15 protein-coding genes are annotated in these 13,618 nt (G+C 71.0%); 5 read left to right on the top strand and 10 right to left on the bottom strand.

Annotated elements, in window-relative coordinates; all coding sequences use genetic code 11:
• The first annotated feature begins 161 nt into the window (after positions 1-161).
• The 5 genes from DWB05_RS12575 to DWB05_RS12555 all read left to right on the top strand — a co-directional run bounded on the left by DWB05_RS12575 (position 162) and on the right by DWB05_RS12555 (position 4,809).
• A complete protein-coding gene (locus DWB05_RS12575; protein ID WP_114377520.1) occupies positions 162-611 on the top strand; it encodes a hypothetical protein in 450 nt (149 codons plus the stop codon).
• A gap of 3 nt (positions 612-614) precedes the next feature.
• Positions 615-2,378 (top strand): type I secretion system permease/ATPase, encoded by a 1,764-nt coding sequence (locus tag DWB05_RS12570; RefSeq protein WP_114377519.1) that lies wholly within the window; start codon positions 615-617, stop codon positions 2,376-2,378.
• Positions 2,375-3,757: an HlyD family type I secretion periplasmic adaptor subunit gene (locus tag DWB05_RS12565; protein ID WP_114377518.1), complete on the top strand. Its 1,383-nt coding sequence runs from the start codon at positions 2,375-2,377 to the stop codon at positions 3,755-3,757. The genes DWB05_RS12570 and DWB05_RS12565 overlap by 4 nt, the downstream gene beginning before the upstream one ends.
• An 81-nt stretch (positions 3,758-3,838) precedes the next feature.
• A complete protein-coding gene (locus DWB05_RS12560) occupies positions 3,839-4,117 on the top strand; it encodes a hypothetical protein (protein ID WP_114377517.1) in 279 nt (92 codons plus the stop codon).
• A gap of 26 nt (positions 4,118-4,143) precedes the next feature.
• Positions 4,144-4,809, top strand: a complete 666-nt coding sequence (locus DWB05_RS12555) for a phosphoribosyltransferase (protein WP_114377516.1) — start codon at positions 4,144-4,146, stop codon at positions 4,807-4,809.
• A 16-nt stretch (positions 4,810-4,825) separates the two neighbouring features.
• On the opposite strand, the gene DWB05_RS12550 is transcribed toward DWB05_RS12555, so the two are convergent.
• Genes DWB05_RS12550 through DWB05_RS12505 form a run of 10 tightly spaced genes read right to left on the bottom strand, consistent with a single transcriptional unit; the run spans position 4,826 to position 13,576 of the window.
• Positions 4,826-5,545, bottom strand: a complete 720-nt coding sequence (locus tag DWB05_RS12550; RefSeq protein WP_332871726.1) for an ABC transporter ATP-binding protein — start codon at positions 5,543-5,545, stop codon at positions 4,826-4,828.
• Entirely contained in the window at positions 5,542-6,309 is a 768-nt protein-coding gene (locus DWB05_RS12545) for an ABC transporter ATP-binding protein (protein WP_114377515.1), read from the bottom strand. The genes DWB05_RS12550 and DWB05_RS12545 overlap by 4 nt, the downstream gene beginning before the upstream one ends.
• A 9-nt stretch (positions 6,310-6,318) precedes the next feature.
• Positions 6,319-7,314, bottom strand: coding sequence for a branched-chain amino acid ABC transporter permease (locus DWB05_RS12540; RefSeq protein ID WP_114377514.1), 996 nt, complete (start codon positions 7,312-7,314; stop codon positions 6,319-6,321).
• A 5-nt stretch (positions 7,315-7,319) separates the two neighbouring features.
• Complete coding sequence (locus DWB05_RS12535; RefSeq protein WP_114377513.1) at positions 7,320-8,249, bottom strand: branched-chain amino acid ABC transporter permease; 930 nt, start codon at positions 8,247-8,249, stop codon at positions 7,320-7,322.
• Positions 8,250-8,291: 42 nt separating this feature from the next.
• A complete protein-coding gene (locus tag DWB05_RS12530; protein ID WP_114377512.1) occupies positions 8,292-9,410 on the bottom strand; it encodes an ABC transporter substrate-binding protein in 1,119 nt (372 codons plus the stop codon).
• Positions 9,407-9,910, bottom strand: a complete 504-nt coding sequence (locus tag DWB05_RS12525) for an L-2-amino-thiazoline-4-carboxylic acid hydrolase (protein WP_114377511.1) — start codon at positions 9,908-9,910, stop codon at positions 9,407-9,409. Before DWB05_RS12525 ends, DWB05_RS12530 begins: the two co-directional genes overlap by 4 nt.
• Before the next feature lie 54 nt (positions 9,911-9,964).
• Positions 9,965-10,879 (bottom strand): metal ABC transporter permease, encoded by a 915-nt coding sequence (locus DWB05_RS12520; RefSeq protein WP_114377510.1) that lies wholly within the window; start codon positions 10,877-10,879, stop codon positions 9,965-9,967.
• Positions 10,876-11,826, bottom strand: coding sequence for a metal ABC transporter permease (locus tag DWB05_RS12515; RefSeq protein WP_114377509.1), 951 nt, complete (start codon positions 11,824-11,826; stop codon positions 10,876-10,878). Before DWB05_RS12515 ends, DWB05_RS12520 begins: the two co-directional genes overlap by 4 nt.
• 14 nt (positions 11,827-11,840) lie before the next feature.
• Positions 11,841-12,602, bottom strand: a complete 762-nt coding sequence (locus DWB05_RS12510) for a metal ABC transporter ATP-binding protein (RefSeq protein WP_114377508.1) — start codon at positions 12,600-12,602, stop codon at positions 11,841-11,843.
• Positions 12,599-13,576 carry a metal ABC transporter solute-binding protein, Zn/Mn family gene (locus DWB05_RS12505; RefSeq protein WP_114377507.1) on the bottom strand — a complete coding sequence of 326 codons (978 nt, stop codon included), beginning with the start codon at positions 13,574-13,576 and terminating at the stop codon, positions 12,599-12,601. Before DWB05_RS12505 ends, DWB05_RS12510 begins: the two co-directional genes overlap by 4 nt.
• Positions 13,577-13,618 lie beyond the last annotated feature (42 nt).

Below are 13,618 nucleotides of genomic sequence, written 5' to 3'. Positions count from 1 at the left end.
GCCGCTGGCCGGTGGCCTGACCGCCGTTTTGCGGGAAAAGTCTCCGACCGGCGTGCCGGACAATCCTGCGGTAACGAACAGCCCTACCCTCGCGCTGGCGTGCGCCGAGGGGCTATTCTGCGCCTGCCGGCGACAGATTTCACAGAGTAAGGCGGCAGCCCGTGACGACGGTGCAGGACACCCTGAAGACGCGCGAGGACGGAGCGGCGCGAGCCGTGGCCCACGCGCTCGCCGCGTTCCACTCCGGCAGCGCGGAGGACCGCGAGCGCGACCTCCTCGCCTTCGCGCTGGCCGCGCAGGGCGGCGACACGCTGTCGCCGGAAACGGTCGAGAAGCGCCGGCGGGAGGCTGATGCCGCCCTCGCGGCGTGGGCGCATCGCTATCTGCACAACCGGATCGAGGAGCTCCGCACCGAAGCCGTGCGAGACCATCTCGGCCGCCTGCCTCGCCCGCCCGGGTTCCTGCGCTTGGTTGCCGCTGCCTTCGCCGGGGTTGTGCTGGCGGCCACGCTGCTCGCCTGGGCGACGGGGCACGCCGAGCTTCTCGTCGAGGCGGCGGAAAGGCTGCGGAGCCTCGCCGCCGCGGTGGCGACGCTGTCGGCAGGAGGCTGAGCCATGGTTCCGCCCCCCGCGTTTCGCCCAGGCCCCGATCCCGACAATGCCCTGGCCAAGGCGGTAGCCGCCACCAAGGCCCAATTCGTCTCGGTCGGCGCCTTCTCGCTGGTCGTCAACCTGCTGATGCTCACGACCTCCATCTACATGATGCAGGTGTTCGACCGCGTGCTCGCCACGCGCTCGACCGACACGCTGCTGTTCCTCACGCTGATCGCCCTCGGCGCCCTCCTGGCCCTTGCCCTGCTCGAGGCCACCCGCACGCAGATCCTCGCCCGCACCGCGGCCTGGATCGAGCAGCGTGTCGCCCCCGAAACCTTCGCCCGTGCGCTCGAGGCCCAATTGCGTGCCCGCCCCTATCGCGCGGAGGCGTTGCGTGATCTGGCGGTCTGTCGCGGTTTCGTCGCCTCCCCCGGCATGACCGCGCTCTACGACGTGCCGTGGGTGCCGGTGTATCTCGCCTTCGTCTTCCTCCTCCACCCCTCGCTCGGCTGGCTCGCGCTCGGCGGCGCGATCGTGCTGTTCCTGCTCACGCTGGCCAACGAGTGGTCCACGGGAAGGCTCCTGCGCACCGCCAACACCGCGGCGCTGACGGCGCAGCGGCGGGCCGACAGCATCGTGCGCAACGCCGAAGTCATCGACTCGATGGGCATGACCGGCGACGTGATCCGGCGCTGGCAGGAGGCATCCGCTCGCGTGGTTCCCGCCCAACTCTCGGCGGCCGACCGTGCGGCCTGGATCATGGGCACGACGAAGTTCGTCCGCCTCGGCGTGCAGGTCGGCGTGCTCGGGCTCGGCGCTTTGCTCGTGCTCGACCAGGCGATCACCGCGGGGGCGATGATCGCCGCCTCGATCATCATGGGCCGAGCGCTGGCTCCGGTCGAACAGATGATCGGCGCGTGGAAGCAGCTCGTCTCGGCCCGCCAGTCCTACCGCCGGCTCACCGCACACCTGTCGATGCCGCGCATCCGCCCGCCCGGCATCCCGCTGCCGGAGCCCGAGGCCCGGCTGGTGGCGGAGCGCGTGACCTACGCCTTTCCCGGCGCCTCGCTCGCCACCATCAAGGGGGTGAGTTTCGCGCTCGAGCCGGGGGAGAGCCTCGCCGTCATCGGGCCCTCGGCGGCGGGCAAGACGACGCTGATCCGCCTTTTGATCGGCGTGCTCGAGCCGACCGCCGGCACGGTGCGCTTGGGTGGGGCCAACGTCTACACCTGGATGCGCGAGGATTTCGGCCGCCATGTCGGCTACCTGCCGCAGGACGTCGAGCTGTTCGACGGCACGGTGATGCAGAACATCGCGCGCATGGCCGAACCGGATCCGGAGGCGGTGTTCGAGGCGGCGCGGCTTGCCGGCTGCCATGAGATGATCCTGCGCCTGCCGCAGGATTACCGCACCGAGATCGGCGACGGCGGCACCTTCCTGTCGGCCGGGCAGCGGCAGATGATCGGGCTTGCGCGCGCCATGTACGGCCGGCCGAAACTCGTCGTGCTCGACGAGCCGAACAGCAATCTCGACGGCGACGGCGAGGCCGCCTTGCTCAAGGCGCTGGAGCGGCTGAAGGCGCAGGGCACGACGGTCGTGCTGGTCTCGCACCGCCCCACCCTCGTGCAGGGGGTCGACAAGGTGCTGCTGCTCCGCGACGGCGCGGTCGAGCTCTACGGGCCGCGGGCGGAGATCCTGAAGCGGCTGATGCAACCCGCCCGCCCGGCTGAGGTGGCGGCACCGTCCTCCTCGCCCCGACTCGATGACCGAAAGGCGGGGCCATGAGCGAGAGCACGACCACCACGCTCGCTCCACTCGGGCCGCGCACCGTCGGGGCACCGCGACCCATCACCCCGGGGCCGGTGATCGATCTCCCGCCAGCGCCGCGCACGCGGTGGCCCACACTGTTCGGCGTCCTGGTCCTTGTCCTCCTTTTCGGCGGCTTCGGCGCGTGGAGCGCGCTCGCCCCCCTCTCCGAGGCCGCGCACGCGGTCGGTGCGCTGAAGGCGGAGGGTAACCGCCGCATCGTGCAGCATCTGGAAGGCGGGATCGTGCGCGAGATCCTGGTGCGCGACGGGGATCGGGTGCGGGCCGGCCAGCCGATGATCCGCCTCGACGACATTCAGGCCGATGCGCAACTCGCCGCGCTCGCCGCGCAGCGCCTCGCCTTGCTTGCGCAGGATGCCCGCCTGGTCGCCGAACGGGCGAACGCGCGCGAGATCGCCTGGCCGCGGGAGTTGCTCGAACTGTCGTCGGATCCGCGCGTGGCCGACCTGCTGGCCGGACAGACTGCGCTGTTCAGTTCTCGCCTGGTCGCCTTCGAGAGCGCCCAGGCCGTGTTGCAGGCGCGGGCGGATCAGCTCCGCGCCCAGGCGGACGCCGCACGCGGGCAGATCGCCTCGATGGAACGGCAGATCGCGCTCATCCGCGAGGAAATGGCCGGGGTGGCGGAACTGCTCCGGCTCGGGCTCGAGCGCCGGCCCCGTCTGCTTGCCCTGCAACGCGCGGAGGCGAGCCTGATCGGCAACCGCGAGGACCTCGCCGCCCAGGTGGTGAAAGCCGAAGCCGGCCTCGCCGAGACCATGGCCCAGCTGCAGGCGCAGGCCGATGCGCGCGCGGCCGAGATCAGTAAGGAACAGCGCGAGGTGCGCGACCGCCTGGTCGAGGTGGAGGAGCGGCTGCGCCAGGCGCGCGACATTGCGGTCCGCCGCGATATCGTCGCCCCCGTGGCGGGCACGGTGCTCAATCTGCGCGTCTTCGCCCCCGGCCAAGTCGTTCGCCCCGGCGATGCCGTGCTCGAGATCGTGCCGGAGGAGGACCGTCTCATCGCCGAGGTGTTCGTGCTGCCGACCGACATCGACTCCGTGCATGTCGGGCTTGCGGCCGAGGTGCGCTTTCCCGGCGTCAAGCAGCGACTGGTGCCCTACCTGCACGGGCATGTCGAGTTCGTCTCGGCGGACGCGATCTGGGACGAACGGCTGCGCAGCTCCGTCTATCGGGCCCACATCGCGCTCGACGAAGGACAGGTGGAGCAAATCCGCGGCGTGCGGCTCGTGCCTGGCATGCCGGTCGAGGTGATGATCCTGGTCGGCGAGCGGACGTTCTGGCAGTACATCACCCAGCCGCTGCGCGACAGTTTCGCCCGCGCCTTCCGCGAACCCTGACGTCGCGAGCGGGCGGCCCCCGCGCGGCACGAGGGCGATGAGCCGGAGGTAGGGCCGATCACCTTTTTCGGAGGAGCAACGATGACGGAACGCCTGCCTGCCCTGTTCTGCGACGGCATCATCGAGGCCCAGGTGGTGAACGGGGTCGCCCGCCTCACCCTCGGCCAGGCGGGGGCTGACGGCAAACCCTTCCCCTGCGGCCAGCTGATCCTGCCGATCACCCAGCTTCCCGGCGCGGCGAACGCCCTCGCCAACCTCGTCAAGCAGATCCAGGAAAAGGTGAAGGAAGCGCAGGCCCAGGCTCAGGCACAGGCCCAGCAGGCAAGCGAGGCCCCACCTTCCGCCTTCCGCTTCTCCTGACGCGCTGAGCGACCGCGGTCGCGCCCATGGTGTCCTGGCGCCCCGGAAGGCCATTCCGTGACCGGCGCGAGGCCGGCAAGGTGCTTGCTGCCAAGCTCGCCGCCCTGCCGTTGCGGGACCCTGTGGTGCTTGCGCTGCCACGCGGCGGCGTCGTCGTCGGAGCGGAGATCGCCGAGGCCTTGCGCGCCCCGCTCGACCTCTTGCTCGTGCGCAAGCTCGGCGTGCCGGATCAGCCGGAACTTGCCATGGGCGCGGTCGGTGAGGGCGAGGAGGCGCTCGTCCTCAACCCGGATGTCATCCGGCTTGCCGGAGTGAGCGAGCGCGAGATCGCCGAGGCCGTGGCCCGCGAGAGGGCGGAGATCGTACGCCGGCGCGAGGCCTACCTTGCCGGGCGGGCGCGGGTTCCCGTCTCGGGTCGCAGCGCGATTGTGGTCGATGACGGCATCGCGACCGGGGCGACGATGCGGGCGGGCCTCGCCGTGCTGCGCCGGGCCGGCCCGCTGGAGATCGTCGTCGCGGTGCCCGTCGCACCGCCCGACACGGTGCGGGTGCTGGAGGGCGAGGCCGACCGGGTCGTGGTCGCCCAGGTGTCGTCGCTCCCCTTCGGCATCGGTGGACACTACGAGGACTTCCACCAGCTCGAGGACGAGGAGGTGACGGCCATCCTCGATCGGTTCACCCCAGGCCGCTGACGCGCCGCACTTTCCCTCACGCGCCGACATGGCCGCCGAGATAGGCGGCGCGGACGCGCGGATCTTCGGCGAGGGCGGCCGCCTCGCCCGCAAGCACGATCCGCCCGCCATCCATCACGTAGGCCCGGTCCGCGACGGCGAGCGCCGCCTTGGCGTTCTGCTCGACGAGCAGGACCGGCGTGCCGGCCGCGCGAATGGTACGGATGAGGTCGAACACTTGGCGCACGAGCTTGGGCGCAAGCCCGAGCGAGGGCTCGTCCATCAGCAGGAGTTTCGGCTGCGCCATCAACGCGCGCCCTATGCAGAGCATCTGCTGCTCGCCGCCCGAGAGACTGCCCGCCCGCTGGTGGTAGCGCTCGCGCAGGACCGGAAAGAGGGCGAGAACCCGATCGAGGGTCGCCGCTCGGTCCGCCGCGCGCGTCACCGCCGCGCCGAGCCGGAGATTCTCCGCTACCGTCATCGCGCCGAAGATCTGCCGCCCCTCCGGCGCCTGGGCGAGGCCGCGCGCGACGATCGCATGCGAAGGAAGTCCCGCGATCTCCTCGCCCGCGAACCGGATCGATCCCTTCGCCGGACGATACACGCCCGAAATGGCGCGCATCAGCGTGGTCTTGCCGACCCCGTTCGAGCCGAGCACGGTGACGATCTCGCCGGGGGCGAGATCGAGATCCACCCCGCGCAGGATCTCGAACGCTCCCATGCGCACGACGAGGCCACGCACCGCGAGCAGACTCACGCCACCTCCTCCGTGCCGAGATAGGCCTCGAGCACGAGGGGATCCTGCTGCACGACCGAGGGTGGGGCGTCGGCGATCTTGCGGCCCGAGGCGAGCACCATCACGCGTTGGCAGATGCCCATCACCAGGCTCATGTCGTGCTCGACGAGCAGGATGGTGAGCCCCTCGGCATGCAGGGTGCGGATGAAGCGGGCGAGTTCGGCCGTTTCGGTCTCGTTCAGGCCGGCCGCCGGTTCGTCGAGTACGAGAAGGCGCGGGCCGGTGGCGAGTGCGCGCGCGATCTCGAGATACTTGCGCCGCCCGTAGGGCAGGTCGGCGGCGAGCAAGTGAGCGTAGGGCGCGAGGCCGGTGCGTTCCAGCGCCTGCCAGGTGCGGGCGCTGACGTCTGCTGCGCGATCGCGCGCCGCCCGCGTGCGCAGGAGCGATTCGAAGGGGCCGATGCCGAGACGGCCGACCGCGCCGACAGAGACGTTGTCGAACACCGTCATGTTCGGAAACAGGCGCAGGTTCTGGAACGTCCGGCCGATGCCGCGGCGACAGATCCGCCAGGGCCTGAGGCCGGTGATCGGCTCGCCGGCGAAACGGACTTCGCCCGAAGAGGGCGGGGTGAAGCCGCAGATCACGTTGAACAGCGTGGTCTTGCCGGCGCCGTTCGGCCCGATCAACCCCACGAGCTCGCCCTCCGCGATCGCGCCCGAAACGTCGTCGACCGCAACGAGGCCGCCGAAGCGGCGCGTCACGCGATCGATCTCGAGCAGGGCCATCGCGCGGCGTCAGCGCCAGCCGAGCGGCCGGTCGGTGGGGCTCCCGCGCCAGGCGGCGCCGAACTGACGCCGCACGAGATCGAGTGCGGTGACCTCGCCGAACAGGCCCTTCGGCAGGAACAGGATGCAGAGGAACATGATCAGCCCGACCGCGAGGATCCGCACCCTGCCGATCGCCCGCAGCGCCTCGGGGAGCAGGATCAGCAGGGCTGCGCCGACGATCGCGCCGGGGATCGAGCCGAGCCCGCCGACCACCACCATGGCGAGGATGAGAATGCTTTCGGCAAAGCGGAAATCGGCCGGGTTGACGTAGCCCGTGGTGTGCGCCCAGAGCGCGCCGGCGATGCCGGCGAGGAAGGTCGCGATGGCGAATGTCTCGATCTTCAGCCGCACCACCGGAAGCCCCATCGCGTCGGCACACTGGTCGTCCTCACGCAGGGCGCGCAGCGTGTTGCCGTAGTAGGAGTGCGCGACCCGGTGCACGACCAACAGGGCCAGGGCGGCGAGAGCGGCGATCAGGAGATAGGTGCCGAGCGGGGAGGAAAGGTCGAAACCGAAAGGGCGCAAGGGCGGAATGTCGCCGATTCCCAAGGGCCCGCGCGTGAACGATACCCAATTGAGGAGCGTGACGTAGATCATCTCGCCCAGGCCCAAGGTGGCGACGGCGAAGTAGATCGAAACAAGACGCATGGTCGGCAGAGCGATGAGCACGCCGAAGAGGGCCGAGACGAGGCCCGAGGCCGGGATGGTCAGCCCGGCATCGAACCCGAGGCGTGTCGACAGGATCGCCGCCGTGTAGGCGCCGATGCCGTAGAACGCGGCGTGTCCGAGCGTGAGAAGCCCGGCCACGCCGGTGATCAGCTGCATCGACAAGGAGAGGATGCAGAAGATCAGCGTGACGTCGGCGAGCCGAAACAGGTAGCCGGAGCCGGCCGCGCTCAGCCCCGCCGGCAGAACGCCAAACAGCACGGCGAACACGGCGAGCGGAGCGAGGACGCCGCGCATCGCGCTCAGACGCGCTCCCGGCCCGCGCCGAACAGGCCGGTGGGGAAGAAGACGAGGGTGAGGACGAGGAAGACGTAGGCGACGAGATCGGCCCAGCCCTGGCCGAAGAATTCGGTCGCCACCGCCTCGGCGAGGCCAAGCACGATGGCGCAGATCACCGCACCGGGGATGGAGTTGAGCCCCCCCATCACCATCGCGACGAAGGCCTTCACGCCGGGCGCGAACCCCATCGCGGGAAAGATCGTACCCTGATAGAGGCCGATCAGGATGCCGGCCACCGCGCCCATGCCGGAGCCTATGGCGAAGGTCGCGATCACGGTGCGATCGACATTGACGCCGACATACTGGGCGCCGAGCGGGTTCGCCGCCACGGCGCGAATGGAAAGCCCGATGTCGGTGCGCTTGAGGATCCACTGCAGGGTGGCGAACATCACGAGCGCGGCGGCGAGGATGGCGATCTGACCCGAGGCGACGGCCAACTCACCGAGCACGATCGGGTCCTGCATCGCGTCCGCATAGGCGCGCGGGATCGCCTGCATGTCGGCACCGAAGATCTTCTCCACGCTCTCGCGCACGACGATGGAGATGGCGAGCGAGGAGAGCAGCGTGCTCTCGCGCATCGCCTTCGACTTCAGCGATGCCTCGTCGCGGAAACGCCGGAACGGCTTGAAGGCCGCACGCTCGAGGGCGACGCCCGCAGCGATGCCGGCGGCGAGCACGAGCAGGATGAGCGCGACCCAAGGTGGCGCAAGGAAGACGATGGCGAGCAGACCGGCATAGGCGCCGATCATGTAGATTTCGCCATGCGCGAAATTGACCACGTTCAGCACGCCGAAGATCAGCGTGAATCCGATCGCGACGAGGGCGTAGACGAGCCCGACCGAAAAGCCGTTGATCAGCTGCTGGACGAAGAAGATGTCGAAACGGTCGAACACGCCCCGATCGGCGCTTCGCCTCTTCCGCCCCCCGCGCGCCCGTCAGCGCAGCAGCACGAACTGCCCGTTCTCGATGCGCATGCGTGCCAGCGTCTTGGCCGGTTCGCGCGTCTCGGGGTCGAAGGTCGTCACGCCGGTCACACCCGGGAAGTCGCGGGTTTTCGCGAGCTCATCGCGCACGCGCGCGCGCGTCACTTCGGGCCAGGCGCGCACGATCGCCTCGAGCAGGATGTTCACCGCATCGAAGGCCTGGGCGGAGAACATGTTCGGCTCGCTGCCGAACCGGCGCCGATACTCCTCGACATAGGCGCGGACGTGCGGCTCGGGGCTGGTCGCCATGAAGGTGGTGGAGAGGAACACGCCCTCCGCTCCCGCGCCCGCGAGTTCGACGAGCTTCGGTTCGTAGAGCGAGGAGGTGGCGTAGACGGGAGTGCGGATGTTGAGCTGGCGGCGCTGCTGCAGGAAGGCGGCACCGTCCTCGTAGAACATGCCGATGTAGATGGCATCGGGCCGGGCGCGCGCGATCTCGGTCAGGATGGCGCGGAACTCGCGGTTGCCGGGGTTGAAGAACTGGGTCGCCACCATCTCGCCACCCCCCGCCCGGAAGGCCTCGGCGAAGTTCGAAACGACACTCTGGCCCCAGTCGTTCTGGATCGCGACCACGGCAACCCGGCGCACGCCGTTCTCGCGCATCCACTCCGCCACGCGCGGGCCCTCGTAGGCCTGGGTGGTGATGTTGCGGAACTGCCAGGGGCTGATCTTGACGAAATCCGGATGCGAGGCGGTCTGCGACAGTTGCGGCATGCCGGCCTCGGCGTAGACACGACCGGCCTGGATGGAGGCGGAGGAGGAGAAGTCGCCGAGCACGGCGACGATCTCCCGGTTGTCGACGAACTTGCGCGCCACCGCCACCGCCTCGCGCGGATCGGACCGTGTGTCCTCGAACACGATCTCGACCGGCACGGGCAGGCGGCCCGAGCGGTTGAAGGCATCGAGCGCCATCAGCGCGCTGTTGCGGAAGCGCTCGCCGTACTGGCTGAACTCGCCGGTGAGGGGGAGCTGATAGCCGATCAGGATCCGCCGCGGCTGCGCGGTCGCGACCGGCGCGGCTAGGGGTGCGAGAGCGGCGGTGGCGAGCAGTCCCCGGCGGGTCGTCGTCATGCGCCGTCTCCTTTTGTTTCGGTGCGGGAAGAGATCACCAGGTGGCAGCAGCCGTCGCGGCCGGGTTGCCAGGTGCGGTTCTCGATCGCGAAGCCCGCCGCCTCGAAGGTACCGAGGTCGACCGTGCCGGCGATGCGGCAGAGGGTCGCCACCTCGCTTTCGGGCAGGCCGGCGGCGAGCCAGGCTTCCTTCAGCGGGCAGCCGCCGAACTTGATTTCGAGCCCGCCCTCGTCGCAGCGCCGGACCTCCGGCTTGAACAGCTCCGTCCCGCCGGGGACGATGGCGAGGAAGGCATCGCGCAGCCCGGCGAAATCGTCGGGCGCATAGGCGCGGAACTGCTGGCCGATCCCTTCGCCGCGACGATAGATGGCGCGCGTGAGCAGGGGGACGGCGCGGTCCCGCCCCAATTCCTCACTCAGGGTGACAAGCAGGTCGCGATACAGGAGCGCGCGATTCGCCATCTGCCCGCGCAGGTCGCGCTCCGCGCGCTCGGTCTCCATCGGTTGCCTCCGCTTGTTCGTATGCGAATACGCTGCGGGAGGTGCCGGCTCGCGTCAAGCACTGACGCGCGCGGCCGACCGCGAGGGCGCAAGGATCGCAGCCGCCGCGACCAGCCCCCCGGCGGTGACGGCGATCGTGCCGGCGGCGTTCAGACCGCCGAGGCCGAAGTGAGGGGGGAGAAGCACCGAGGCGCCGTAGCCGCCGGCGCCCATCGCCACTGCGGCGGCGGCGGATAGCGCGAACTGGACGCCGTAGCGGTCGGTGAGGAGCCGGGCGACGGCAGCGGGTGCGACAAGGGCGGCGATGACCAGGATGGTGCCCACCGCCCAGAACGCAGCGACGGTGGCGAGCGCCGTGAGCAGAAGCACGAGCAGGCCGAGGGTGCGCGGCGCGAACCCGATCGTGGCGGCGAAGTCGGGGTCGAAGGCGACGAGGCGGAGCTCCTTCCACAGGAGTGCGAGAACGCCGAGCACGATCGCGAACACGACAAGCAGCGTCCACAGCTCGGGCGGCAGGGAAGCGAGCGCGCGCGGATCGAACAGCGACTGCAGGTCTTCGGCGGCGGGCCAGATCAGCGTCTCGAGCTGGCCCGCGAGCACGCAGTCGATGTCGAGATCGACCGAGGCCGCACCGGTGAGCTCGATCAGCACGAGCCCGAGCGCGAACATCGCCGAGAACACCACGCCCATCGCCGCTCCGGTCTCGAGGCGGGCGGTGCGGCGGACGAGGTCGATCGCGCCCGACGCAAGGACCGCCGCGATGACGGCGCCCGCCACCATCGGCAGGGGCGCGCGCGAACCCGAGACCCAGAAGCCGAGCACGAGCCCGGGCAGTACGGCGTGGCTGATCGCATCCCCGAGCAGGCTCTGCCGGGTGAGCAGCAGCAGGTTGCCGATCAGGCCGCAGGCGAGGCAGGCGAGGGTCGCGGCGGCGAGCGGGACGAAGTCGAGCTGGAGAAAGGTCGTCATCCGGCGGCCGACATCGATCGACCCCGCCCTGGCGAGGCGCCGTCGCGGCGTGGTGCGGCAGGAACCCGTTGCATCGTGCGCGCCACGATCCCGCGCTCGGGGGCGAACAGCAGGGCCAGCACGAACAGGGCGGAGGCGACGAGCACGATGGTCGCGCCCGTCGGCAGGCCGGGGCGTGCGGCCGAAACGGCCGAGCCGATCCAGGCCGAGGCGGCGCCGAGCAGGGCCGAGAGCACCACCATCGTCGCCAGCCGCCCCGTCAGCAGCCGCGCGGTGGCGGCGGGGATCACCATCAGCCCGACCACCATCAGCGCGCCGACCGCGCCGAGGCCGATCACCGCCACCCCGAGCATGAGGGAGAGGAGCACGAGGTCGAGCGCCCGCACCGGCAGGCCCACCGCGGCGGCGAAGGACGGATCGAAGCAGAGCAGCGCCAAGGGGCGGAAAAGGAGGGCGAGCAGGGCGGCGGCGGCGATCGCCAAGCCCGCGATCAGCAGCGCATCGCCCTCAAGCATCCCCGCCGCCTGGCCGAGGATGAAGCCCTTGAGCCCAGCTTGGCCCCCGACCGGCAGCGCCTGCACGACGGAGAAGAGCACCATGCCGAGGCCGAACCCGACCGAGAGGACGAGCGCCATCGCCGCATCGTCCTTCAGCCGCCCCGTCGCGGCGAGCGCATCGACCGCGAGCACGGCGAGCGCCGCGGCGACGGCAGCCCCCGCGAGCAAGGCGGGCAGGGCGCGCGGATCGCCCCCCAGGGCGAGGGCGAGCAGGAAGGCGCCGGCGACCCCGGGCAGCATGGCGTGCGCCGCCGCGTCCGCGATCAGCGCCCGCCCGCGCAGCAGGACGAAGGCGCCGACCGCGCCGGCGGCAAGGCCGAAGGCGGCGGTGCCCAGCACCACCACCGCCGCGTTGTGGCCGGCGTTCAGCGTCAGCGCGTCGAGCAGCATGCGGCGAGGCGGCGTCAGGCCGCCGCGGCGAGGGGGATGGGGGCGCCGTAGGTCTCGGCCAGAGCCTCGGCGGTGAAGGTGGTCGCCATCGGCCCCGCCGCGATCACCCGGCCGTTGAGCAGCAGCACCTCGCTGAAAGTGGCGGGGGCGGTGGCGAGGTCGTGGTGCACCGCGATCACGGTGCGGCCGTCGCGGGCGAGACGGCGCAGCACGGCGAGGATCGCCGCCTCGGAGGCGGCATCGACCCCGGCGAAGGGCTCGTCCATCAGCATCAGCTCGGCCTCGAGGGCGAGCGCGCGGGCGAGGAAGACGCGTTGCTGCTGCCCCCCCGACAGGGCCCCGATGCGACGGTCGGCGAGATCGGCGAGACCGACCTCGGCGAGGGCGGCGAGCGCGCGGTCGCGCTCGTGCCGAGGCAGGGGGCGGAACCAGCCGACATGGGGGTAGCGCCCCTGCGCGGCGACCTGCAGGGCGGTCAGCGGGAAGTCCCAATCGACGGAGGCACGCTGCGGCAGATAGGCGACACGGCGCCGCGCTTCGGCAAGCGGGCGACCGAACAGGCGCACCTCGCCGGAGAGACGGGGGATCAGGCCGAGCACGGCCTTGAGGAAGGTGGATTTGCCCGCCCCGTTCGGGCCGATGACGGCGGCGAGGGTGCCGGGCCGCACCTCCCACGAGACGTCGCGCAACACGGTGGTGCCGCCGTAGGCGACGCTGAGCCCGTGCACCGCGAGGGCGGGTTCGGGCGGGAGGGGAACGGGATCGGGCGCCCTCATCGCGGCACCGCCAGCCGCCCCGCGAAGCCGCGCTCGGGGGCCGTGCCGCCCAGGGCACGCACGATGGTGGTCACGTTGTGATCGAGCATGCCGAGATAGGTTCCTTCATAGCTGCCGGGTTCGCCCATCGAGTCGGAGAACAGCGTGCCACCGAGCACGACGCGATGCCCGCGCGCCGCCGCACCTTCGATGAGGGCGCGCAGGTTGCGGTCAGGCACCGAGGATTCGGCGAAGACGGCGGGGATGCGACGCGCCACGACGAGCTCGACGAGATCGCCGATCCGTCTCAGCCCGGCCTCCGTTTCGGTGGACAGGCCTTGGATACCCTCGACCGCGAGGCCGTAGCGCCGGCCGAAATAGGCGAAGGCGTCGTGCGCGGTGATCAGCACGCGGGTGTCGGCGGGAATGGTGGCGACGGCGGCGGCAGCATAGAAGTCGAGGGCGGCGAGGTCGGCCCGGAACGTTTCGAGGTTGCGCCGAAACGGTTCCTCCCCGTCCGGATCGAGCCGGATCAGCGCCGCGGCGACGGCCTCCGCCGCCTTGCCCCACAGGCCAGGGTCCATCCAGACATGCGGATCGAACGCACCGGGGGCGTCGGCCACCGCGATCAGATCCTGTTCGGGCAGGGTTTCGGCGACGGCGAGCACGCTCCGCCCCGCGCGCGCGACGCGGGCGAAGGTCTCGGCGAGCCTGCCTTCGAGGCCGAGACCGTTGGCGAGCACGAGGTCGGCGCGCAGGAGCCGCTCGAGGTCGGCGCGCGTGGCGCGATAGAGGTGGGGATCCACGCCCGGGCCCATCATCACGTGCAGCGCGGCGCGCTCCGCCGCGATCGCGGCGACGAGGTCGCCGATCATCGCAGTGGTCGCCACGACGTGAAGGCGCCGCCCGGCCTGGGCCGAGACCTGTCCGATCCCGCTCGACCAAGCGGCCAGGGTAGCGAGCAGCACGCGTCGGCTGACGGCGACCTCGGGCATCCTGGGCAAGCCTCCGCCATCCCTATCCCATCGGTTCTCGAT

It is taken from the genome of Elioraea thermophila (ex Habib et al. 2022) (assembly GCF_003336755.1).
In the GTDB taxonomy this organism is placed as follows: domain Bacteria; phylum Pseudomonadota; class Alphaproteobacteria; order Acetobacterales; family Acetobacteraceae; genus Elioraea; species Elioraea thermophila.
The sequence above is the reverse complement of the archived record's forward strand: the minus strand, read 5'-3'. Positions and strand labels throughout refer to the sequence as shown.